Genomic DNA, 23,874 nt, shown 5'->3' on the forward strand with positions numbered 1-23,874 from the left:
CTAAATGTCGGGGAGAAGCCGTACAGTTAGGGGGCGGACAGCCAGGTAGACAAGTTCTGGCAAAGACCCTATACTGTAACCTCGACTTGAGGGGTAGGAGACCCGCAGGAGGGCATTATTCCGGAGCCGCTGACCCTGACCGTGAGTTTGAGAGGCACCCATGACGTTAGGGATAATTGCCAAATTTTTCGCCTCGCAGGCTTACTAGACGCGTTCTCTGAGCCTGTTTTTCGGAAGACTATTGGCAAATATGTGGATGATGGCCCTAAGCACATCATCCTTGACCTTTCAGCTATTGATTTCGTAGATAGCTCTGGTTTGGGCGTCCTGGTGCAAATGGCGAAGAAAGCCCAAAATGCAAAAGGATCGCTACAAATTATTAGTAACCCACGTGTTACTCAAACCGTAAAGCTGGTTCGCCTAGAACAATTCTTGGCACTTCAACCCTCGGTTGAGGAAGCCTTGAAGAACGTGCCAAAGGACTGAGCCCCCTGTTTGGCCTGAACACTCTCTCATCTGCGGAGGTAGCTAAGCTTTCCCCCGCAGCTCTGGCTTATTTGGGTGATGCTGTTTTTGAGCTTTACACCCGTCAGATCTTGATTTTTCCCCCCTGCCGAATTCAGGATTACCATAGGCAGGTGGTGGCTCATGTCCGAGCCGAGAGTCAAGCTTTGAGCTTAAAACGTTTAGAGGCCCACCTGACAGAAACCGAGCAGGAATGGGTGCGTCGGGGACGTAATGCCGCTACCAATGCGCCTCGCAGGCTAGATCCTGCTACTTACCAACAGGCGAGCGGTTTAGAAACCCTGATTGGCTATCTCTATCTCACTGACCCCGAACGACTACGCCAGCTTCTGGCCGTTCTGGGTTCCGAATAACTACTTTTCTGGTGGACCGTCATGCCTGCTCGCGATTCTCAAAAACGTCCTCAAAAAGCTCATCCTCAAAAGCCTCAACTGCGTAGAGCGGCTGAGAGTGATAGACCCCGTCGCCGCGATCGGGATGGCAATTCTGAAGCTGGGTCCAATGCTAGTCAGGACCGGCGTTTTCGCCGTGAGGCTAGCGGTTCCTCAGGAGACCGTAGTTTCCGCCGCGAGGCCAGTGGTTCCTCGGGAGACCGTAGTTTTCGTCGTGAGGCTGGCGGTTCATCAGGTTCGTCTGCATCCGGAGAGCGCAAGCGTCTCCCCAACCCAGCTAAGCCCCTACCGCCTCGCAAGAACAATGCTGATGCGGCAGGGGAGAGGAGCCAGTCGCAGGGCCAATCACAGGGCCAGTCGCAGGGCCAGTCGCAGAACGGCTACGCCAAGCGCTCACCTATCCGCAAAGATGGGCAGCCCAAACGTGAACGCACTCAGGGTCGGCGGCAAGGTGAGTCACAAGACCGGCGCGAGCCGCGGGAACGTCGTGACTTCAACCGTGCCCCCCGCCCCCAAGCCTCTTTTAGACCCAATCAGGACGAGAGAGCGGCGGAACCACAGGAAGCGGCTGGGGACAACCTAGAAGCAGAACTGATCTACGGCAGGCATTCAGTGATAGCGGCGTTAGAAGCGCAACGGCCCTTGAACCGGCTCTGGATTGTGCCGCACTTACGTTATGACCACCGCTTCCTCGGTCTGCTAGATCAAGCTAAAGCAGCAGGCACAGTCATTGATGAAGTAGAACCGCGTCGCCTCAACCAAATCACCAGCAATGCCACGCACCAGGGCATCGCCGCTCAAGTCTCTGCACATGAGTATTTGGAACTGGCCGACTTGATTGAAAGAGCCAAAGCGGCCTCCAACTCGCCGGTGATCATTGCCGCAGATGGCATTACTGATCCCCATAACTTGGGAGCGATCCTACGCACGGCAGAGGCAATTGGTGCTCAGGGATTGGTGATCCCTCAACGTCGAGCTGCTGGGATCACGGCCACAGTAGCCAAAGTTGCAGCAGGCGCCCTGGAGCATTTGAGCGTTGCACGCGTGGTGAATCTGAATCGCGCTCTAGAAGAGCTGAAGAGTGCTGGCTTCTGGATCTACGGTACGGCCTCGGAGTCGGGGCAACCCATTCATCAGGTGAAGTTTGCTCCCGCTGCCGTGCTCGTGATTGGGGCAGAAGGCGAGGGGCTAAATTTATTGACACAGCGCTCCTGCGATGAGTTAGTGTCGATTCCTTTACACGGCAAGACCCCTAGCCTCAATGCCTCTGTCGCTGCGGGTATGGCACTGTACGAAATTTACCGCCAAAGGTGGACCCAAACCCTTTCACTAGGCAGTTTGAAAAAGGCAGCAACCTGAAGTATAAAAAAGTGTGAATTCTTAACGTCTACTCATCCCACAGGTTCCTCATGGCAATGCTCGACGTTGTTAAGGGTGTGTTCACGAACTTCGTGACTGGTTTTAAACGTGGTCGCGGTAGCGCTTGGTGGGCGGAGATTTCGACAGCTGAGCCCCGTTGCACCTACTACTTTGGCCCCTTCCAGAACGAGGCTGAGGCTGAGTCAGCCCGTCCTGGTTACATCGAAGATCTAGAAAGTGAAGGGGCACAGGGCATCAAGGTAGTCGTCAAACGCTGCGATCCAACTGTGCTGACTGTGTTTGATGAAGAGCTAGAACCAGCTGAGCGCTCCGTATCCAAGCGGAGCTTCAGCAGTCAGTTCTAGCTAGCTCCAACCAGCCCTCTAATTAACCCTTTGAGCTCTGAGGCTGCTGCCTTACTCCATCCCCATTATTGATGCCTGGCTGACCTGTGGGTGTCTGACCAGCCAGTCGTCAATGTCTCTAAGCACCTGCTCTGGGATTTCCCAGGGAAAGAGGTGAGCGACGTTTGGGTAGCAGTGCCATTCAGCATTGGGTAGGGCTTGTGCCGTTTCCTCACTGGAAGCAGCCGTAATGTGACGGTCTTCAGCACCCGCGAGAACCAGAGCTGGCACCCGAAGAGAAGGCAGGTCGTCTAAGCGGCTGTATCTTTGCTGCAGGGCCTGCGACAGAGCTGCAATTGCGGGGCGTGAAGTGGTCAGATAGGCTTCCAACGCTTCAAAGGCCAAGCGCCGGTAGGCGTGAGCATTATGCTGCTGGATTAGATAGCGGTACAGCGACCGCTTGCCGAAGGTTTCAATGTTCCAGTCCCAAGCCGGATAGATCCGGTTGAGAATCGAAGCAACGCCAGTAAAAGCTTCATCCTGCCAGCTGACCGGCGGGTGGTTCCCGCGAGGTCGCGCAGCAGTCGCTACCAGAATTAGGCCACTCACCCGGTCGCCGAGTCGCAGCGCTAGCTCCATAGCCAAGATGCCGCCCAGAGACCAGCCCAGCACTAAACAACGCTGAATCTGATGGCGATCTAGCAGGTGCTCTAGGTCCGGAAGGTGATCGGTCATGCTGAACGCATCCTCCGTACGTGAACGGCCATAGCCGCGGAGGTCGGGCGCTAGAGTCCAGAAGCGGCGAGACAGGTGTTCGGTGAAGACACTCATGCTGCGTCCATTACCAGGGTGACCGTGCAAGCAAAGGATAGGAAAGCCCTGACCAGCGGTGTGAGCGTGCAGTGGGAGGGGAACTGAAGTCATGGGTTAAGCGACAGTACCAGGAAGCTATAATCAACAAAAATTTGCGCTTTTAAAGGCAAAGCGGGGCAACGGAGCCAGTCAGGAACGGGCTACCTTAGAAGCAGGAGCCCAAGCTTTCTCCCCATCCTGGCACTGTATACAGATGGTCTACACCTTTGCCTTCCTGAGTGCGCCACCCCCGCGCCAGAAGCCTCGGGGTCTTCAGGATACTGCGATTGAGTACATCGTTGTCGGTGACTTAGCAGCAGCCGTGGAATCAGGCATTTCGTTGGACGCGCTGCAACAGTCGGACGAGCGTCTGCTAGAGGCAGCGGTTCGGCACGACCAGGTAATTTGCCATCTGTGTCAGGACCAGACTGTGTTGCCCCTGCGCTTTGGCACGGTATTCATCTCCGAAAGCCGCCTACGTGAGCATCTGAGCCAGAACCAACAGGCCTATCAGTTGCGCTTGCAAGAACTTCAAGGCGCTGGGGAATATCTGCTGAAAGGTCGAATCGAATGGCCAGAGCCAGAACGTGGCTCAGCCTCCGGACGGGCCTATCTGCTAGCGAAGAAACAACAGTATGAAACCCAGCAGCAACGCGCACAGCAGCAACAGCAGGAGTGTGAGACTCTGGTGCAGACCCTAGCACAGCAATTTTCGCTTGAGCTTGGCCGAGTCCAGGCCGAGGAACTGCTCCGCTTGCATGTACTGCTCCGGGAGGAGCAACGGCAAAGTCTGAAGACAGTCCTAGAACAGTGGCAGCGGGATTATCCACACTGGCGGTTGGAATTGGGAGGGCCTTTACCGCCTTACCACTTCACCCATCTGAGCGGCGCAGGTGTGGACGCGTGAGTGATCCCCTAGAATCTCAGCCTGAGGCGGGTCCACTGAAATTGAAGCAGAGTGAGTCAGGACTAGCGCCCCTAGTGCTGACCGTGGTGGAATTGCTGCGTCAGCTGATGGAAGCGCAGGTCATCCGCCGTATGGAAGCTGAACAACTCAGCGACGCCGAGATCGAGCGAGCAGCCAATAGTTTGCAAGCCATTGAGCAGCAAATTTTCAATGTCTGTGAGGTGCTCGATATTGATCCCGAGAAGCTAAATCTTGATTTGGGCGATGCAGGTTCGCTGTTGCCTAAACCGGGTAGTTACTATCCAGGACGGCCTTCTGAAAAGGCGTCTATTTTGGAACTGCTCGACCGGCTGATTACGACTGGTGTTGTCATTGAAGGTGACATTGATCTCGGCGTCGCTCAACTTGACCTTATCCACTTGAAGCTGCGCCTGCTACTCACTTCTAGTTCAAAACTTCAGTAAGCGAAGAGGATATTTTTCTCTTACTGAGACAACGAGTGTGCAGCACAAATCCTGCACAGGCTGCTAAAAAAACACAGCCTTAAAACAGAGTTGCCCTCCCCAAAATGGGAAGGGCTAGGCGCAGAAGCTTGGCAGAACTTTAGTCTGTGGTTCCGAGTGAGAGCGAAGCCTGATCGACAGGGGTCCATTCGGTGTGGAAGCTGCCAGGTTGATCAACACGCTCGTAGGTGTGAGCCCCGAAGTAGTCGCGTTGGGCCTGGGTGAGGTTCTGCGGCAGACGGGCGCTGCGGTAGCTGTCAAAATAATCTAGCGAGGCGCTGAAAGCAGGACAGGCAACGCCGAGTTTGGCCGCTGTTGCAATGACGTTCCGCCAAGCAGCCTGCTTCGCTAGGATCGTCTCACGGAAGTAGTCGCTGAGCAGCAGATTGGGCAGTTCGGGGTTTTGACCAAACGCCGTCTGAATTTTGTTCAAGAAGCCCGCTCGGATAATGCAGCCACCCTTCCAGATACGGGCGATCTCACCGAGGTGGAGTTCGTAACCAAACTCCTTCGAGGCTTTCTGCAACAGTGCCATGCCCTGAGCGTAGGAGCAGATTTTGGAGCAGTACAGCGCATCACGGACATCGTTGACAAAGGATTTGATGTCCCCACTGTACTTACCTTCCGGACCCGGCAGACTCTTGGAGGCAGCGACGCGCTCATTCTTGAGCGACGACATCACCCGCGCATTCACCGCCGCGACAATCGTGGGGATCGGTACGCCCATTTCTAGCGAAGTCATCACCGTCCAGCGTCCGGTGCCCTTTTGACCAGCCGCATCGAGGATCACTTCCACCAGGGGTTGCCCTGTTGTGTCATCCAGCTTGGTGAAAATATCTGCCGTGATCTCAATTAGGAACGACTCCAGTTCTTCTGTCGTGTTCCACTCCTTAAAAGTCTCGTGCAGGTCTTTGCGATCCAGCCCAGCGACGTTTTTGAGCAGGTCATAAGCCTCAGCAATGAGCTGCATGTCGCCATACTCAATGCCGTTGTGCACCATCTTGACGTAGTGACCGGCGCTCTTAGGACCGATGTAGGTCACACAAGGGCCGTCAGACACCTGAGCCGCAATCTTATTCACGATCGGCTCGATGGATTGATAGGCAGACTTTTGTCCACCCGGCATCAGACTGGGACCATGTAGGGCGCCTTCTTCGCCGCCGCTCACACCCATACCGATGAACTGCAAGCCCGCCGCTTCAAGTTCTACCGTGCGCCGGTCAGTGTCGTTAAACAGCGAGTTGCCGCCGTCAATAATAATGTCTCCTGGCTCTAGCAGAGGCTTGAGCTGGTTGATCACCGCGTCCACCGGTCCGCCGGCTTTCACCATGATCATCACTTTGCGTGGGCGCTCCAAGGAGTCGACCAGTTCTTCGAGGGAATAGGTAGGCTTAACTTGCTTGCCACCCGCCCGCTTCTTCATGAACTCATCGGTTTTTTCGGAGGTCCGGTTATAGACCGCGATAGGGAAGCCGTTGCGCTCGATGTTGAGCGCTAGGTTTTCACCCATTACAGCTAGACCGATTAGACCAAAGCTTTGCTTTGTCATGGTGTCACTCTTTCAATGTGCCAAGGCACAAACCCCCTGGGGCAAGGGCTGGCCTCTCCCAAGGGTAGCCCGATCTCATCTGAGCGCTCTGGAAGCAGAGCTTAAGTCTCTGTAAAACTGTGGCTCTTATCGGGCAAATGCCGCAGATTAAGGCATTATCAGAGGCATTATCGGGAAAATTGCCGCCAGAAGCAGAAGTGGTTAAGAGTAAGCGCTGGTGTTAGAGCTGGACTAGGTTTGCGTGGGCGAGGAGCGATAGTATGGCACAGATTTTTATTTCGGCGGGGCATGGGGGTCTAGAGAACGGCCGCCGCGATCCAGGCTTCATTGTGGCAGGTCTCGTCGAGGCCGATATTCTGATCCAGATTCGCGATTTGCTAGCAGAGCAACTCAGAGAGCGCAAGCTGCCGTTTCAATCAGTACCCGACAACCTAAGTCAGGCGCAATCGATTGCCTGGATTAATGCTCGGGGCAATCGCGAAGATATTGCCCTGGAAATTCATTTGGATTCATTTGCAAATACCATGGCCCGAGGCATCACAGCCTACTACATCGTCAATAATGCTGAGCGGCGACGTCAGGCAGAAACCTTAGTGACTAAGGTGCTCCAACGCATACCCACTCTGCCTGATCGAGGTGCCCAGCCTGATACCAATACAGCGTTGGGGCAGCTAGATTTTTGCCGCCAAACGGTGCCTGGTGCCGTATTGGTGGAACTGGGATTTCTCACTAATGCTGAAGACCGAACGCTGATTCAAAACCGCAGGCGAGACTACGCCCTAGGCTTAGCCGACGGCTTACAAACCCTGCTGGTGGGGACCAGTCCCAGTCCAGCCCCTCAAAATCCAACCCCTCAAACCCCGACTACTCCCCAAGCCCCAACCTCTACGCCTGGAGCGACGCAGCCTTACCCCGAGATCACAATCAGTCTTAACGGACGAATCTACGGTGAGAGAGGGGTAATTGCTTCGGGCAATGCTTACCTTCCAGTTGACCTAGTTGATCAGCTCAAGTTGGGTCTCTCGCAATCTAGCAATATCCGCCGCATTACCTATCGGGGCATTACTTATATGCGGGCGGTAGATTTGCGGGAATTTAATATTGCAGTGAGTTGGGATGCAACAACGAGAACCCTATCTTTGCGTTCACTCACTGGCCTCTGCCCCGGACAATTTGATCAGATCAATAGCAGTGGCGTGACCACTGAGGTTCAACTCAAGCTATTTCTAAAAAATAGCAATGACAAAGCGCTGGGACGCTACGATGAGCTGCCCAAGCTTTATCGCCAGGAAGCCTCAATTGAAGGCATTAATTACGATATTGCTTTTGCTCAAATGTGCGTTGAAACCGGCTTTCTCAAGTTTGAAGGCGATGTGAAGCCAGAACAAAATAACTTTGCTGGACTGGGAGGGGTGGGCAGTGGCGCGCAAACCGCTTCTTTCGAGACGCAGACCCTCGGCGTACGGGCCCACATTCAACATCTCAAAGCTTATGCCAACACCGCCCCTCTAGTGCAGGAGTTGGTGGATCCTCGCTTCGGATTTGTCACCCGCGGCATTGCACCACTTGTGGATCAGCTCAGTGGTCGCTGGGCGGCCGACCCCAACTACGGCACCAGGATCAAAGCCGTCCTGCGGCAACTTTATGAGTCAGCAGGCATCCTCTAGCCCCAAACCACATGCCCTCAGTTGCGTAGAAACTGGGGGTGAGGCTTGCCTTGTGTAATTTCTGTCACTATATTAGGATTCGTACGGTTCAGGGTTGCGCTCCTCATACCTGACTTTTGGCGCCAAACCGCCAACTGAGCATCTTCCAGGGGTGGCTTGCAAGTTTTTGAGAGACAAATGGTGTTGGGTGACCAGAGTTGGCTCTGGTTATCTCGGCTAGGTTGCTGTTGAGCAAGCTGTGAGCAATTGGCAGTTTTATTGCTGAGTTCTGATGCCTCAGTTGCAGCTGACTCGAAGCTTTCGAGTGGTTGTCAGTTGAAATTTTGGAGGTGCCACGAATTGAGCCAGTAGCGCAGCTCATTGTTGCTAATGATACTAAAGCCTGACAATTGCTACCCTAACCTGGTAAGGGAAATTTGACTGTTCCCTATGGAATCTTTGAATGATGGAATTTGCTGCCTACATTACTTAGGTTAGTCTCGCTTGGTCTAATTCAACTTTCAACAGTCTTACAGTAGGAAAAACGAACCAGCGACTCAAAAGTTCTTCACTGCCAAACAGTTGAGCCGGCTAGCTGCTATGGCCATCAGTAGCGGCAATTGGCCAGCGCGCCAGCAACTTTGAACGCAGCTTAAAATTCCTTTACTTTAAAGCTTGAGTGACAAACTCAGTGCGAATCCGGATTTGGCTTGAACCTAGAGAATTAGAATCGTAAATCGCCATAAACTCGTTGCTCCCCAGCCGGCAAAAGAGTTCCAGAAGTCTATCACTTCGGAGCATCCAAAACTGCCCTTTTAGAAAGCACAGATCGCTTTGACAAGCAAGGTTGTTCTCAGAGGTTGACGTGAGCATCACGAGCAAGATCCGAACTGGAGCAGTTATTCAAGCGGTACCTCTGCATGTGCTGTTAGCATCTGTGCGAGTGTTAGCACGCTCTTGCGGGATCCTGCGCATTGAAACCGAGCACCACTGTTGGAAACTCCTATTGCAAAATGGGGTGGTCTTGGTTGAAGAGGGCCGCATTCTGGAGACCTTTGCTGGCAAGCTGAAGTCACAAAAAATTCCGCTGCCGCCTGCACCACCCGCTCACCAAACCAATCCGGTTGGGCTTGATTGCTATCCAGTCATTGAGCAAGCCTACCGCCAGAATCCTGAGATTGTGGCTCAGGTTCTTAAAAGCATTTTGCTGGAAACGTTTTTGGCGCTACATCTAGGAGAACATTTTTCCTTTGTCTGGGAACCCAGCCCAGAAGTTCAGCTCCCCTTACCGACCTGGCCACTAGCGGCTCTAGAGCAAGCCTCTAATCAAGAAGCCAAGCAATGGCAACGGTTGCAACGGGTAGAGCATCCCTATCAGCAGGTTCAGCTAGCCGATGCCGAGGGCTTATTAGAACGGGTTGGCAATCGACACTTTCCCTTGTTTGCCCGGCTCACTACTGGGCAGCAACGACTGAGCGAAATTGCCACTGAATTAGGACAGTCTTTGTTTCGAACTGCCTTTTTCTTTGATCAACTAGCGCAGAAGGATATTGTGCATGTGTTGCCGCTATCCGCCCATCAGTCACAGGATAGTTTATACACAGGCCAAGCCAAAGCTAAGCCAGCCGCCAAGCTAGAACCTGAGGTTTTTGTGGTGGATGATTCACCTGTGTTGCTGAGCCAGTTCCGCGATTTACTGCTGAGTTGGGGCTATCGGGTGAGTTGTACCGAACAGGCACAGCAGGCTGTTTCGTTGATGATGGCCCGAAATCCATCAGTTGTTTTCTTAGACATTAATATGCCAGGAGCATCAGGCTTTGACTTACTAAAGCAGATCCGCCGCCAGCCTAAATTTTCATCTGTGCCATTAGTACTTATGACTGCTGAGAGGAATAAGGCCAACCAATGGCGAGCCCAGTGGGCAAATTGCCGGTTTATTGCCAAGCCAAGAACACTAGCAGAAACTAGTACTTTTCGAGCTGAACTTCGTATAATCTTGCGCAATCTTGCTCCCCTATCTACCGATGTTCTGCTTTGATCAAGCTTGGTGGTTTGAATGAACTGAACCCATTCTCTACCTGAGATTCTGTTACCTTTCTCGTGTGAAGTCCGTTTGAAGTTCGTGTGTTTAAGAGGAGTTGCAGATGCGTTTTTTGGTCGTTGATGACAGTGCTCCTGATCGGCACTTAATAACCTCTTTGCTGGAGGAGTTAGGTCATCAAGTAGACACCTGCACCTCAACGGAGGGAGCCCTAGACAAAATTGAGCGTGGGGGCTATGCGGCAGTGTTTCTCGATATTGTCTTGCCCGACCAGGACGGCTACAAATTTTTGAGAACGGTGCGTTCTAATCAGCTGACGGCCCAGCAGTACGTAATTCTCTACTCCAGTAAAAAAACGCCCCTGGAAATCTCCTACGGTTTGAAGCGGGCTGGAGCCGATAACTACTTAACTAAACCCGTAACCCGTGAAAACTTGTCTCAAGCCTTGCAGCGAGTTTGACGGAACCCATTGGCTCACATTGGATCAGCCTGTTAATGCCCTAAATTAATGCATTAAATCAATGCAGCAAGCTAATGACTGAACCTGCCCTCGTCCCTTTGGCTCTTGCTGCGGATAACTCCAATCAGGAAGTATCCATTGCTGAACGCTTTATTCTGGCACGCTGGGGAGAACAAACGCTGGCATTTTCAGCGGCTTTGGTGCTGGAAATTATGGTGGTAGAGCGTTCCCATTTATTACCTCTACCGTTTTATGCTGCCGGCGTTCTAGGGGTGGTTCATCATCAGGGCAGCATTGTGCCCCTGATCTCTTTGCAGATTCAGGAAAGCCAAGGTATTTTGCTTGCGGAAAGTTTGACTGCTGTCCGGCTAACCACATTAGCTGGGGCTTTGGCAGGGGCAGGGTTAGTCATAGACCAAGTTTTAGGAGCCGTTTCCTCACAACAGCTCACAGCTGAGCCATTGGGGGAAGCAGGCCCCATTCGCATTTTTCAACCCGAAGATATTCCATCTACCGTTTGGCAGCCTCAACGATGGCAGGTAGGGGTGCGTGCAAGCTAACCGAGTTCAAATTTGCCAACTCAAATTTGCCGGTTCAAACTCGCCAAGGCTTAGCATTCGTTTTCTAAAGGACTCTCTATGACCTCTACTCAACCACGCACCCCTCAGGCGACTGAGACTGCCCAAGCCACGGTACCTGCTCCAACCGCAGCCTCTGCCGCCCGCTGGCAGCGCCGCTTTAGCCTGTCTCCTAGCAACTCAGTTGGCTCTCGCCTCTTCCTGTACGTGCTGGGTGGAGCACTGGTGGGGTTGGGCGGTATGTCCCTGCTGTTTTATCAAGAGCTGGAGCGGCAGGCCAAAGATGAAGTGCAGAGCGTCTTAAGCAACCGGGTTGGCACCGTAGAAGGGCAGCTCACCCAAGTCGAGCAGTCGGTGCTGGACATGGCCTCCTCCGTCCGCGTTCTGCGACAAGCCGGCATCAGCGACCCAGAAACCTATAAGAAGCTGGCCTTTGAGTATTTCCAAAAGCGGGTGGGCCTGACGATGGGGGTTGGCTTCGGGCAGATGCCCTACCAAGTCACCCGCAGCCGCCAGTGGTATTACCCCTATTTCTACACGGTCAAAGGCTTCCCTGATGCCGCCGGAACAGGACAAGCCTTGCCTGCTCCCTACAACAACGTTCGCTACTCAGAGCTGTTCCAAGACGACAGTTATCAGACCAAGGAATACTTCACCAAACCGACTACGGCTCGCCAGAAAGTGTGGCTGGAGCCGTTCGACTGGCATGGCATTTCCATGACCAGCTTCATGCAGCCTTTCTTCGATGACCAGGGCAAGCTCTTGGGCATCACGGGCAACGATGTCAACGTCACTGCGCTAGGGGAGCAGGTCGAAGGCCCAGTGTTCAGAGGCGCTGGCTACTTCGCCATTCTCAGCAGTCAGGGCAACCTTGCGGCTTACCCGGCTGACCCTGAGAAAGCGAAAACCCGCGAGAACTACCAGAGGATCCCGGAACTGAAGACGGTGTGGCCGCTGTTGCAGAAGGGCCGTTCCGGGCTGGTATCAGCGGAGGGCAAGTTCTGGGCTTACCAGCGCATCGACAACACCAACTGGCTGATGATTGCTGCGGTGCCGCAATCAGTAGTGGTCGGTCCAGTATTAGGGATCACTCTGGGCGGCACCCTGTTTGCTGCCGGGATTTTAGCGGTGATGGTGTGGTTGTTTGTGAACTGGCTCAACCGTCGCTTGCAGCCAATTTTGGATGAATGTAACAAGCTCGCCGCAACCGAAACGGAGGTCGTTGGTTCTCAAGACGAAATCGGACGGCTCTCGACCTCGTTCTATAACCTGCTGGCCCAGGTAGCAGCCAACGAAGAGCGCATTCGGGAGGAAGTTGCCCGCTCAGTGCAGGCACAGGAGCGGCTTAATCAGGTCAGTGCAGCAGAGCAGGAGAGCGAGGCGCTGCAAGCTGAGGTGGGACATCTGCTAGATGTGGTATCGGCTGTAGAGGACGGCGATTTGACCGTGCAGGCTGAGGTCAGCCCCCGCACCACCGGCTTGGTCGCTGACACGCTCAACCGACTGATCGAGCAGCTTGCTCAGGTGCTCGGGCGCGTGCTGGGTACTGCTGAGCAGGTGTTGCGAGGTGCGGAAGGACTAGAAGAGCTATCTAAGACCGTGGCCATCAACGCCGAACAGCAGGCGGTGGCGGTGAGTGAGGTGCAAGCCTTGACCGAGCAGGTGGAATACTCAGCCCGCAACTCAGCGCAGCAGGTAGGGCTCGCCAACCAAGCCCTACTCTCAGTACGAGAAGCTGTCGAACAGGGCCAAACCGCAATTGATAACCTGACCCAGGGTATCGATGTATTGCAAACTGGCACCGCTCAGATCGTGCAACGGATGAAAACCCTGGGAGAATTCGTTGGCTTGGCCGACCAGTTCGTGCAGGACCAGGGGCAGATCGCCTCACTCACTCAAGTACTAGCGATCAACGCCACGCTGGTTGCTGCCCGAGCCGCCGAGCAGCGAGATCCCAAGCAGTTCATTGTGGTGGCGCGGGAATTCGAGACGATCGCGGCTCAGGTCAGCACCTTAGCAACCCAAACCAACGACGGCCTTGGGGCCCTGCAACAGAGAACCGCTCAAATTCACTCGGTGGTCTCCGCCATTGATGCTGATGTGCAGAGCCTGGGTGGTTTGGTGGCAGGCTTTAATGCTGGCGTTGAGCAGTCCAGCCAAGTATTCAGCAACGTGCAGACGGTCACGGAGCAAGTGGTGCAGGTGGGTCAGGACGTAGCCCGCTCCAGTGAAGGCATTGTGAATGCTTCTTTGGGTAGTGCTCAGGCAATGCGCGAAATTGCCGGTCTTGCTGAGCGCACCGCTGAGCTGACCCGCCGAACCCGATTGCAATCGGAGCGCATGGAAGATCTGGCTCGTCGTCTGCTCACCAGCATTCAATTCTTCCGTCTACCTGACATGATGCCGCCTGATCTGCAAAGTGATGAGCTGGAAATGCGCGTAAATCTGGCCAATGCCAGTTTGAACACGCTCAATGTCAAAGCCGAGCCCAGTGATCACAACCATCCCCCCCACAACTTGCTGAGTTCTGCGTCGGCTTCCCAGCGTCCCTAACTAAGCACTCGACAGAGCCCAAATTCAAACTTCGGCTCAAACACTTCAACCTTCAGCGATCACTGTCCCCCCCTGACCCTATGACCTCCATTCGCCCCAGGTCTTCACTGGCAACACCTCCAGTTGCCTCAATGCAGAAGTTGATCACCCCTTCAGGCTTCAGCTTGAATAGGCTTTGGGCTCCCAAATCTGTAGGCTTTCAGCTCTTCCTGTACGTGCTGGGTGGAGCCCTGGTGGGGTTGGGCAGTATGTCCCTGCTGTTTTATCAAGTGCTCGAGCGGCAGGCCAAAGATGAAGTGCAGAGCGTCTTAAGCAATCGGGTTGGTGCCGTAGAAGGGCAGCTCACCCAAGTCGAGCAGTCGGTGCTGGACTTGGCCTCCTCCGTCCGCGTTCTGCGACAAGCCGGCATCAGCGACCCAGAAACCTATAAGAAGCTGGCCTTTGAGTATTTCCAAAAGCGGGTGGGCCTGACGATGGGGGTTGGCTTCGGGCAGATGCCCTACCAAGTCACCCGCAGCCGCCAGTGGTATTACCCCTATTTCTACACGGTCAAAGGCTTCCCTGATGCCGCCGGAACAGGACAAGCCTTGCCTGCTCCCTACAACAACGTTCGCTACTCAGAGCTGTTCCAAGACGACAGTTATCAGACCAAGGAATACTTCACCAAACCGACTACAGCTCGCCAGAAAGTGTGGCTGGAGCCGTTCGACTGGCATGGCATTTCCATGACCAGCTTCATGCAGCCTTTCTTCGATGACCAGGGCAAGCTCTTGGGCATCACGGGCAACGATGTCAACGTCACTGCGCTAGGGGAGCAGGTCGAAGGCCCAGTGTTCAGAGGCGCTGGCTACTTCGCCATTCTCAGCAGTCAGGGCAACCTTGCGGCTTACCCGGCTGACCCTGAGAAAGCGAAAACCCGCGAGAACTACCAGAGGATCCCGGAACTGAAGACGGTGTGGCCGCTGTTGCAGAAGGGCCGTTCCGGGCTGGTATCAGCGGAGGGCAAGTTCTGGGCTTACCAGCGCATCGACAACACCAACTGGCTGATGATTGCTGCGGTGCCGCAATCAGTGGTGGTGGGTCCAGTATTAGGGATCACCCTGGGCGGCACCCTGGGTGCTGCTGTAATTCTGGCGCTGATGGTGTGGTTGTTTGTGCGTGGGCTTAACCGTCGCCTGCAACCGATCTTGGATGAGTGCAACAAATTGGCTGAGACTGAAGATGGCGAAGGGCAAGCTCAGCAGGATGAGATCGGACGCCTTTCCACCTCGTTTTACAACTTGCTGGCCCAGGTAGCAGCTAACGAGGCCCAAATTCGTCAGGAAGTAGCAAGGGCGGTGCAGGCTCAGGAGCGATTAAAACAAGCGAGTGCCTCTGAACAAGAAAGTGAAGCGCTTCAGGCGGAAGTGAGTCACATTCTGGACATTGTGTCAGCTGTAGAGGACGGCGACCTGACCGTGCAGGCTGAGGTCAGCCCCCGCGCTACCGGCTTGGTCGCTGACACGCTCAATCGCTTGATCGAGCAGTTGTCTGAGGTGATGGCGAACGTACTGAGCACAGCGCAACAGGTAACCCGGGGGGCTGAAGGTCTGGAACAACTGGCCGTTTCCGTGTCCCGAAATTCTCAACAGCAGGCACAATCGGTGACCCACGTGCAAGCTCTGGTGGAAAACGTCAGCGACCTAGCTCAGGGAACGGCGCAACAGGCAGGCGCAGCCTATGAGTCCATGCAGTTAGCCCAAGTCGCCGTCGGCCAAGGCCAGCAGGAAATGCTCAACCTGAACAGCCGCATTGACGTTCTGGAACAGGGGACAGAACAGATGGTGCGTCGGGTTAAAACGCTCGGGGACTTCGTGCAACTGGCAGCTCAGTTTGTGCAAGACCAGAAGCGCGTCGCCTCACTCACGCAGGTGCTCGCGATGAATGCCTCCATGATTGCTGCGCGCGCGGCAGGGCAGCAGGATCCTGAGCAGTTTATTAGCGTCGCACGGGAATTCGAAGCGATTGCTGACCAGGTGAATAATCTAGCAGTGCAGACCAATCAGGGTTTGGTGGTTCTACAACAGCGGACCGGCCAGATTCAAACTGTGGTGTCAGGAATCGATCAAGACGTGCAGAGCGTGAGCAGTCTGGTGTCCGGCTTCACCACAGGGGTTGAGCAATCTAGCCAGGCATTTGAGCGCATCCAGGCAGTGACCGAGCAGGTGGCACGGGTGGGGCAAGAAGTCAACCAGTCGGGACGGGCAATCGCCGAGGCAGCAGAAACCACGCTGCAATCAATTCGCGATATTGCCAGCGTGACTGAACGCACGGTGACTCAAGCCCGCTTTACTCGCGAACAGTCAGGCCAGATGGGAAGCTTGGCTCACCTGCTGCTGGAGAGAATGCAGTTTTTCCGACTCCCCGCTGGCAAACTGCAAGGGCCAGAAGTTATTGGCCATCTTATGCCTCGCCCCCAACCCACTCAGAGCCAAGCTGAGATTATCGAGCCACCCACCCAGGAAATGCCTCCCTTGCCGCCTCTACCGTTCAACCTACGCCACTCCCGTTAAGTCCCACCTGCGATAACCTTGCCGTTCCTTTTTGTTCCCGTTCGCACTGCTTTGACCTTGCCCACCTCGCCAGTCACCCATGCTCACCTCAGAAGCCGATTTTTCTGAGTTTGACTCAGTCGCAGAAGCTCAGCTCCAGCAAGAGTTGCGCAGCCTGTTTGAGCTAGATACCCAAAAGTATCTGCAACTCTACGTCAGCACTGCTAAGCAACTGCGAGAGACTGCTTGGGTCACTGACATTCAGCAGCTCTACCGCTGTGTGCACACCATTAAAGGCGGGGCGGTCACGGTCGGTGCAGAAGCCATCCTACAAGTGGCAAGCGTGCTGGAGGATTTGCTCTCCGATCTGCGCTACCGCTCACCAGCACCGCCTCTAGCTGATGGTCAGTTGCGCCAGATTTTGCTGGAGGGGGGCGAACTGCTAACCGGCAGCTTGCAGGTGCCTGCCACAAGTAACGCCAGCTTAGTGGTACAGCCAACCGTCGAGCGCATCGAAGCACTACGGGAGCTAGTCCGCCAGCGCTACCTACCGGAGTGGGATGAGCAGCAGCAACTCTGGCAGGAGTTCGCTGAGCAAGGCTTTGATTTAGTAGTCCTAGAGCTGGAAATGGCGCTTGAGCAACTGCCAGCGCAGGGGTCGGTACCCCCCACGATGCTTGAGGTTGCCAAGCGAACTTTGCGACAGTTGTTGCAAATCGGCAAGGACCTAGAGTTTGAGGGCGATTGGGTGCCTCTGCTCAAGCGCAGCCGAGTTCTGCTAACCACGCAGTTAGAGAACCGAATCTGGCGCTCAAAGTGGCCAGGCTATCTGCTGAAACTGAAGGATTGTGCCCGACGTGGCGGACGGCTGGCTGCACCAGCCCTAGCGGTGCCAACGCCAGCAGCAGTCATAACGGCTGTGCCGGAAGGAGCCGAGGCCACACCAGAGGCGCCCCAGCCAACCCTGCCTCAGCCAGCCCTACCCAGCCTTGAGCCTCCAGAGACCGCTGCCAGCCTCGCGGTCGATATCCAGATTCCCGTGCCGCTGGAGCGTTTGGACCGCTCAGCCCAACAGCTGGTCGAAACCCTATTAGCAACCCGCGCCACGCAGGGCTTTTATCAAACGCTGCAATCGCAATTGCTGCCTCTAGTTACCTTGGCTCAGGAAAGTGTGCAGTACATCGCGCGACTGCGGGAAATGCAGGACGATTACGCCCTCCTGGACCGAACCCAAAAAACGACAGGACCAACCCCAGAGCGCTATCGACAGGGCTACACAGCCGTCAACCGCCTGCTCGAAACTAGCCTGCGCCTAATCGAGTTAGGGGCTGAGACCGAAAAATCAGCGCGTCAAACGACTGAAAGTCTGCAACGCCTGGATCACAGCATTCGAGGCTTGCAGCAGACTCTTGAGCAAACCCGTCTGGTGCCCTTCGAAACCCTCAGTTTTCGGGCACGGGGAATTTTACGAGACCTGACCAACCGCTATGGTAAGCCTGCCCAGTTGGTCGTGCAGGGCGAACGGCTAGAACTTGATGCGGGCACCATGCGCAGTTTGGAGCCTGCCCTGTTGCACCTTTTGCGGAACGCCTACGATCACGGCCTTGAACCACCCGCGCAACGGGTTGCCAAGGGAAAACCGGAGCAGGGCACAATTACGCTGTCACTGGTGCGGCGGGGTAGCTTGTTTGTGGTGCAGGTGCAGGATGACGGTCGAGGAATTGATGCTGCTGCAATTGAGAAAGTTGCCCGAGCCAACGGTCTGCCCCGAACCCAGACCCGAACCCCTGCGGAACTGCTAGCGGTTCTCTGTCAATCTGGCTTTAGTTCACAGTTAGAAGTCAGTGAGTTATCTGGTCGCGGCGTAGGCATGGACGTGGTGGCGACTCAGGTTGCCAGCATGGGCGGACGTCTGAGCTTGAGCACAAGCCTAGGTGCGGGCACCACCTTCCGGCTACAAATCCCCGTGCCCCATCTCCTGGTGCGTTGCGTGATTTTGCAAGCGGGCAATCGCAGCTTTGCAGTGCCGGCGGAAGAAACTTCAATCACCCGGCTACTGAGCGATCTACAGGTCCACCCGGCACCACCCCATCGACTTTATAACTTGAGCATCCAGGAAGATGGCAACCCGACACCAGCCTTGGACCTATTCCACTACTGGCAACCCACTAAAACAACCCGCTTGCTAGCCGCAACCGCCGTCTGTCTCCGCATTCAGTCCCAGGTCAATCAGCAGCAAGCCTGGTTGGTAGCGGATGAACTGCTGGGGCAAAGTGACCTGTTGATCAATGCCCTGCCTAACCCTTTGCAGGCTCCCCTCGGTTTAATGGGCGTGAGCCTGCAAGCGGATGGCAAGTTGATTCCGGTTCTAGAACCTTCGGCCCTGGTTGAAGGGCTGTTGACCCTCTCTGAGGGCGAGAGTGTGAATTCTCTATTCTCAGGGCCGTCTGAGCCATTTAGGACGATATCAACCGCCAACCCACTCACGCAACGCATTCTGGTAGTCGATGACGCTGCCCTGGTACGGCGCCGAATTGAGCGGAGCTTGTCTGCCCACGGCTACGACTTGAGCACCTGCGGCGATGGCGTAGAGGCGTGGAATTGGCTGCAAAGCCACAGTTTGCCTGCTCTAATGATTACAGACATCGAGATGCCCGGCATGGACGGCTTTACCCTGATTGACCGTTGTCGGCAGGCAGGCATGACTATGCCGATCTTGGTAATTTCTTCCCGGCTCTCAGAAGAATGGAACCAGGAGGCGCGACGATTGGGGGCAACCGACTACCTGACCAAAGGCTTTTCCACACCGGAACTGCTCAAAAAAATCGCCACGCTGCTGCAAGCTGTCCCAGTTTAGTCCTGACTTAGCTCCAACTTAGCCCTGGCATAAATCACCTCCCTGCCGCTCTGTCCAACCCAGCGCACAGGTCAATCCACAGTTCCAAGAAGGGGCATGGCAAGCTAGAAAATGCCAGACGTGGGGGAGCCAAAATGAGCCGAGCCGCTGCCAAGGCAGTATGTGAACTCTGCCAGCGAGAGTTAGAGGCTTTAACCGTTCACCATCTAATTCCCAGGCAAAAAACCAAGCGTCAAAAAGCCGACCCCGGTCCAACGATTCAGATTTGCTCGGCCTGTCATCGCCAAATCCATACACTATTTGACAACACGCGCTTGGCTCAGGAGCTTAATTCATTGGACAAGCTCAAGTCTGAGCCAGAACTAGACAAATTTCTGGCTTGGTTGCGCAAACAAGATCCCAGAAAACGCGTGAAAGTGGATCGCAAAAAGCGTTAGTCGGTCCGGTAGGATGACTCCAAGTTCCCACCTCAAAGTTCACCAGGACTAGCGATGAGCAGGTCAGTTGAACCCACCCGTGAGCAGGCTAGAGCCTGGTCTACACAGGCGATTGAACCGATTGAATTACTCCATGCCACCTACGTGACCCATACCTTTCCCCGGCACAGTCACGAGGAGTTTTGCATTGGGGTAGTGACGCGTGGCGCGGAGACTGTGCTTTACCGGGGCACCACTCACTTCGCGCCTGCAGGCAGCCTGATTGTAATCAACCCTGGCGAAGTTCACGCCAATCATGCCGCCGACGCTAGGGGCTGGACCTACCGCATCTTTTACCCCCAGCCTCGACTGATGCAGCAGGTGGCCTCTGAGATAGCGGGACGGACGCAGAATGTTCCGTTTTTCCTAGAGCCGGTGCTTCAGGATCCCAGGCTGTTTCAAGCGGTGCTCCAATTGCACATTGCCTTGGAACAATCCAACTCAGCTTTGGAGCGTGAGTCATGCCTAGTTCTCGGTTTAGCTCAGTTGGTCAAACATCATGCAGACTCTCGCTGTGCAGAGCAAGCGTTGGGGCAAGAAAACCGGGCAGTGCAACAGATTCGAGATTACCTGGAGACTCACTACCCAGAAAACGTGTCCCTAGCCCAATTGGCTCGCATCGCCGAGTTAAGCCCCTTTTACTTAACGCGGGTCTTCAGTCGAGCTGTAGGCTTACCGCCTCATGCTTACCTCACCCAAGTTAGAGTCACCCGGGCAAAAAGCTTGCTTTCCTTAGGCTGGTCAATTTTGGAGGTAGCGGCTGAAACTGGCTTTGCCGATCAGAGCCATTTAACTCGTCAATTCAAGCGTTTGGTAGGGGTAACCCCTGGCCAATATCAGCTAGGGAGCAAGAATCTTCAAGACAAGCTATGAGCAGAGATTTAAGCTCTAGTCAACTTGTGTCTTGGCATCATGAACAAACAAAATAAATCCTACCTGTACCTGGGGTTATGCATCTTACTCTGGGCTTCGATTCCAGTTGCCTCCAAAAAGATCTTGGTGGAGTTAGACAACTTGCAAATGTTGTTCTACTCGACTATTTTTTCGTGTCTAATTATGAGCAGCTTGCTGTTGCGGCAGCGCAAAGTAACTCTGAGTAGAAAGTATTCCCTCAGAGATTACTCAGTCATGGTTTTTCTAGGCTTCCTAGGCAATTACCTTTACTACATTTTTCTCTATGGAGCTCTGGCTCTCACCACTGCTTCCGAAGGGTTTATTCTGGCCTACACCTGGCCAATTCTGGTCTTGGTGCTAGCCTCAGTAATTCTCAAGGAGAAGATGACCTTGAAGCGGCTAATTGCTATCGCGATCAGCTTCTTGGGCATCGTGCTCATCGTCACCCGAGGTAATCTTTTAGCCGTAAGTTTCACCAACCTAACTGGTGATGTAATGGCTGTAGTTGGGGCTTTTGTCTTCGCTCTCTTCTCAGTGCTGGGCAAGAAATACAATTTCGATAAAACATTGAGCGTTTTTGTATACTTCGCCTCGGCTCTATTTTTTGTGACGCTGACCATGTTTGCTTTTTCGTCCTTTCAATGGCCTTCGAGTCCAGTCTTCTTTTGGTTGCTCTATAACGGTTTTCTGGTCAACGGCATCTCCTATATTTTCTGGTTCAAAGCCCTTGAATATGGGGATACGGCAGTCATTTCCAATGCGCTTTACCTGACGCCATTTTTATCGCTCGTCTATATCTCACTATTTCTGTCAGAGTCGATTGCCTGGAGTTCAATCCTTGGCTTGATTGTGATCGTGTCTGGCATTATCCTCCAATCAGTGGGCCAATCTCGAAAATCGGCGTCTTTAGAAGCGAATCGCTACTGAGACTTAATTGCCAACACTAAAATCAACACTAAAATACTGGGGAAGTTGACCATGAAACTGGGATGGTTAGGCACAGGGCTCATGGGACTACCCATGGCGCAAAGGCTAGTGGCGGCTGGACTCCCCTTAGTGGCCTACAATCGCACGGCTGCTAAGCTAGAACCTCTGCGTTTGGCTGGAGCCGAAATTGCCACGCAACCGCAGGCTGTGCTCGCCAATGCCGACTGCATTATGCTCATGCTCACCAATGCTCAGGCAATCCGAGACACGCTGCTCAATGAGCAAATTCGGTCTCAACTTCAGGGTCGAACGATCATTCAAATGGGCACCATTGCGCCTACGGAAAGCAAAGACCTCTGTGCTCAAATTCAAGCCGCAGGGGGCGACTATTTTGAGGCTCCAGTTTTAGGCAGTATCCCGGAAGCTCAGACGGGGAAATTGATTGTCATGGTCGGAGCGACACCAGAGCAATTTGAACGCTACCAAGAGCTATTGCAACACTTTGGACCTCAGCCCCAATTGCTTGGTCCAGTCGGTTCAGCATCAGCGATTAAGCTAGCGCTGAATCAACTAATTGCCTCTCTCACCACCGCTTTTTCCCTCAGCTTGGGCTTTGTACTGCGCCAGGAAGCTGACGTTGAAGCCTTCATGAGTATCTTGCGCGGCAGTGCTCTCTACGCCCCGACTTTTGACAAAAAATTGCAGCGTATGCTCGATCGCAATTACGATCAACCCAATTTCCCAACCCAACATTTGCTCAAAGATGTCAACCTGTTTCTGGCAGAAGCGCAAGCTGTTGAGCAAAACACCAGTAGTTTAGAAGGCGTACGCACAATTCTAGAAATTGCTTTAGAACAAGGTCTTACCCATGCTGACTACTCAGCGCTATTTTCTGCAGTTAATCCGAGTCCTGAATAGCTTAGTACCCAATAGGATTCAGGCAAAGTGAGCCTGGCTGAGGCCCCTCAGTGCACGCCCTTGGCATTCTGACTTAAACTGTAAGTTAGCATCTAGTAACAGACCCAATGGAGCAACTGATGGCTAAAGCAACTTGGAATGGCGTGGTTGTGGCGGAAAGTGACCGCTTTGAAGTCGTTGAGAACAACTACTACTTTCCACCAGACGCAATCAAGAGCGAATATTTCAAGCCTAGCAACACCCATACGACCTGCCCCTGGAAAGGGGTTGCCAGCTACTACACGATTGAGGTCGATGGCAAAGCTAATCCTGATGCTGCTTGGTACTATCCCACCGCTAAAACTGCCGCAAAAAACATTGAGGGATACATTGCCTTTTGGAAGGGCGTGAAAGTAGAAAAGTAGCAGTATTAATATCAGGCTGATGATTCAAATCATCAGCCTGATAATCTTTCTTTTCTAAGTTTTGGGTTCTAAGTTTCGAGCCCTAACTTTTAATTTCTAACTTCGGTGGCTCTATATCTTGCAGCTCAAGCTTGCGCCTGGTTAACTCCAGTTCCAGAGGACGGGGCTATCATCCAGGTGATCGGTCACAATGCGGCCAATGGCATCGATCTCGGCTAGCTCATCCGCTGAGAGGTGCACTTCACCAGCTTTAGCATTTTGGCTGGCCTGCTCAGCATTACGGGCTCCTACAATCGCGTTGGCTTGGGGTTGAGCAATCAGCCAGGCCAACGCTAGATTACTCAGGCTAATTTGATGCCGCTCTGCAATCGGACGTAGCTTCTCTAGAGCTTGCTGGGCTCGTTTGTAATTCTCTCCGGTGAACAACTTGTTCTTAACTCGGTGATCGCCAGGTTCAAACTGATGATTTGGACCGAACTTGCCAGTCAATAAACCCTGGGCGAGAGACGAATAGGCCAGGATAGAAATGTTGTTTTCAATGCAATAGGGCGCTGCATCCTGTTCGACCTGCCGCCAAAACAGCGAGTACGGCGGTTGTAAACTGTCGATTCGACCAAACTGGCTGGCCTCTTCAAGTTGAACCCGGGAAAAATTAGAAACACCAATCGCGCGGATTTTGCCCTGCTGTTTGAGTTGATTCAGTGCTCCCATTGTCTCCTCAATAGGCACAATGCTACTTTTGAATGCGCCGGAAGGCCAGTGAATTTGATAGAGATCAATATAATCAGTTTTCAGGTTTTTGAGGGAATGCTCACAGGACTCAATTACCTTTTCCGCCTTGAGATGATTGGCAAAAACCTTGGTTGCATAGACCACTTGCTCTCGGACATCGGCCAGCGATTGTCCAACAATTTGCTCTGAATGGCCATTGCCATAAACTTCAGCGGTGTCGAAGGTGGTAATCCCGGCATCAAAAGCTGCGCGCATTGCCTTCGTTGTCTCAGCATCTTCGATGCCCACCCACATGCTTTTACCAGCCTGCCAGGTGCCCATCAGAATGGGAGAAATTTGTACATCAGAGGTGCCTAGGGGTCGCTCGTCCATGCTGCTCTTAATGCAATGTTGTCTAGTGCAATGTTGTCTTTAGTCAAGTTGAAC

At 53.8% G+C, this 23,874-nt stretch carries 21 protein-coding genes; 18 read left to right on the forward strand and 3 right to left on the reverse strand.

The features are described 5' to 3' along the window. The first annotated feature begins 141 nt into the window (after nt 1–141). The 4 genes from H6F94_RS26710 (at nt 142) to H6F94_RS26725 (ending at nt 2,641) form a co-directional block, all read left to right on the forward strand. Entirely contained in the window at nt 142–486 is a 345-nt protein-coding gene (locus tag H6F94_RS26710; RefSeq protein ID WP_313949384.1) for an STAS domain-containing protein, read from the forward strand. A gap of 71 nt (nt 487–557) precedes the next feature. After that, the gene (locus tag H6F94_RS26715; protein ID WP_242041432.1) at nt 558–878 is read left to right on the forward strand and encodes a Mini-ribonuclease 3; all 321 of its coding nucleotides are present in this window, start codon (nt 558–560) and stop codon (nt 876–878) included. A gap of 21 nt (nt 879–899) precedes the next feature. Then, on the forward strand, nt 900–2,276 hold the full coding sequence (gene rlmB, locus H6F94_RS26720; protein WP_190805309.1) for a 23S rRNA (guanosine(2251)-2'-O)-methyltransferase RlmB: 1,377 nt from the start codon (nt 900–902) through the stop codon (nt 2,274–2,276). 50 nt (nt 2,277–2,326) lie between these two features. Next, on the forward strand, nt 2,327–2,641 hold the full coding sequence (locus tag H6F94_RS26725) for a DUF1816 domain-containing protein (protein WP_190805310.1): 315 nt from the start codon (nt 2,327–2,329) through the stop codon (nt 2,639–2,641). A 51-nt stretch (nt 2,642–2,692) separates the two neighbouring features. Here the strand turns inward: H6F94_RS26725 and H6F94_RS26730 are convergent, their stop codons facing one another. Beyond that, nucleotides 2,693–3,544: an alpha/beta fold hydrolase gene (locus tag H6F94_RS26730; protein WP_190805311.1), complete on the reverse strand. Its 852-nt coding sequence runs from the start codon at nt 3,542–3,544 to the stop codon at nt 2,693–2,695. Between the two features lie 142 nt (nt 3,545–3,686). On the opposite strand from H6F94_RS26730, the gene H6F94_RS26735 reads away from it, so the two are divergent. After that, nucleotides 3,687–4,379 carry a GvpL/GvpF family gas vesicle protein gene (locus H6F94_RS26735; protein WP_190805312.1) on the forward strand — a complete coding sequence of 231 codons (693 nt, stop codon included), beginning with the start codon at nt 3,687–3,689 and terminating at the stop codon, nt 4,377–4,379. After that, nucleotides 4,376–4,843 (forward strand): gas vesicle protein K, encoded by a 468-nt coding sequence (gene gvpJ, locus H6F94_RS26740; RefSeq protein WP_313949385.1) that lies wholly within the window; start codon nt 4,376–4,378, stop codon nt 4,841–4,843. Before H6F94_RS26735 ends, gvpJ begins: the two co-directional genes overlap by 4 nt. A 139-nt stretch (nt 4,844–4,982) precedes the next feature. Here the strand turns inward: gvpJ and gnd are convergent, their stop codons facing one another. Continuing rightward, complete coding sequence (gnd, locus tag H6F94_RS26745; protein ID WP_190805313.1) at nt 4,983–6,431, reverse strand: decarboxylating NADP(+)-dependent phosphogluconate dehydrogenase; 1,449 nt, start codon at nt 6,429–6,431, stop codon at nt 4,983–4,985. A gap of 260 nt (nt 6,432–6,691) precedes the next feature. On the opposite strand from gnd, the gene tftA reads away from it, so the two are divergent. The 12 genes from tftA (at nt 6,692) to H6F94_RS26805 (ending at nt 22,716) form a co-directional block, all read left to right on the forward strand. Continuing rightward, nucleotides 6,692–8,098, forward strand: a complete 1,407-nt coding sequence (tftA, locus tag H6F94_RS26750; protein WP_190805314.1) for a hormogonium tapered terminus morphoprotein TftA — start codon at nt 6,692–6,694, stop codon at nt 8,096–8,098. Nucleotides 8,099–8,942: 844 nt separating this feature from the next. Then, nucleotides 8,943–10,115, forward strand: a complete 1,173-nt coding sequence (locus H6F94_RS33365; protein ID WP_190805315.1) for a response regulator — start codon at nt 8,943–8,945, stop codon at nt 10,113–10,115. Nucleotides 10,116–10,221: 106 nt separating this feature from the next. After that, complete coding sequence (locus H6F94_RS26760) at nt 10,222–10,578, forward strand: response regulator (RefSeq protein WP_190805316.1); 357 nt, start codon at nt 10,222–10,224, stop codon at nt 10,576–10,578. Nucleotides 10,579–10,652: 74 nt separating this feature from the next. After that, a complete protein-coding gene (locus tag H6F94_RS26765; protein ID WP_190805317.1) occupies nt 10,653–11,138 on the forward strand; it encodes a chemotaxis protein CheW in 486 nt (161 codons plus the stop codon). A gap of 78 nt (nt 11,139–11,216) precedes the next feature. Beyond that, nucleotides 11,217–13,709 (forward strand): methyl-accepting chemotaxis protein, encoded by a 2,493-nt coding sequence (locus tag H6F94_RS26770; RefSeq protein ID WP_190805318.1) that lies wholly within the window; start codon nt 11,217–11,219, stop codon nt 13,707–13,709. An 80-nt stretch (nt 13,710–13,789) separates the two neighbouring features. Next, nucleotides 13,790–16,261, forward strand: a complete 2,472-nt coding sequence (locus H6F94_RS26775; protein WP_190805319.1) for a methyl-accepting chemotaxis protein — start codon at nt 13,790–13,792, stop codon at nt 16,259–16,261. Between the two features lie 79 nt (nt 16,262–16,340). Continuing rightward, nucleotides 16,341–19,097, forward strand: coding sequence for a response regulator (locus H6F94_RS26780; RefSeq protein ID WP_190805320.1), 2,757 nt, complete (start codon nt 16,341–16,343; stop codon nt 19,095–19,097). A gap of 134 nt (nt 19,098–19,231) precedes the next feature. Next, nucleotides 19,232–19,534, forward strand: coding sequence for an HNH endonuclease (locus H6F94_RS26785; RefSeq protein ID WP_190805321.1), 303 nt, complete (start codon nt 19,232–19,234; stop codon nt 19,532–19,534). 54 nt (nt 19,535–19,588) lie between these two features. Further along, nucleotides 19,589–20,446: an AraC family transcriptional regulator gene (locus tag H6F94_RS26790; protein WP_190805322.1), complete on the forward strand. Its 858-nt coding sequence runs from the start codon at nt 19,589–19,591 to the stop codon at nt 20,444–20,446. A 39-nt stretch (nt 20,447–20,485) separates the two neighbouring features. After that, nucleotides 20,486–21,394, forward strand: coding sequence for a DMT family transporter (locus tag H6F94_RS26795; protein ID WP_190805323.1), 909 nt, complete (start codon nt 20,486–20,488; stop codon nt 21,392–21,394). 51 nt (nt 21,395–21,445) lie between these two features. Continuing rightward, the gene (locus H6F94_RS26800) at nt 21,446–22,312 is read left to right on the forward strand and encodes an NAD(P)-dependent oxidoreductase (protein ID WP_190805324.1); all 867 of its coding nucleotides are present in this window, start codon (nt 21,446–21,448) and stop codon (nt 22,310–22,312) included. A gap of 119 nt (nt 22,313–22,431) precedes the next feature. Then, nucleotides 22,432–22,716 carry a DUF427 domain-containing protein gene (locus H6F94_RS26805; RefSeq protein WP_190805325.1) on the forward strand — a complete coding sequence of 95 codons (285 nt, stop codon included), beginning with the start codon at nt 22,432–22,434 and terminating at the stop codon, nt 22,714–22,716. A 141-nt stretch (nt 22,717–22,857) separates the two neighbouring features. On the opposite strand, the gene H6F94_RS26810 is transcribed toward H6F94_RS26805, so the two are convergent. Then, nucleotides 22,858–23,820: an aldo/keto reductase gene (locus H6F94_RS26810; protein ID WP_190805326.1), complete on the reverse strand. Its 963-nt coding sequence runs from the start codon at nt 23,818–23,820 to the stop codon at nt 22,858–22,860. Nucleotides 23,821–23,874: the final 54 nt, after the last annotated feature.

It is taken from the genome of Leptolyngbya sp. FACHB-261 (assembly GCF_014696065.1).
Taxonomy (GTDB): domain Bacteria; phylum Cyanobacteriota; class Cyanobacteriia; order FACHB-261; family FACHB-261; genus FACHB-261.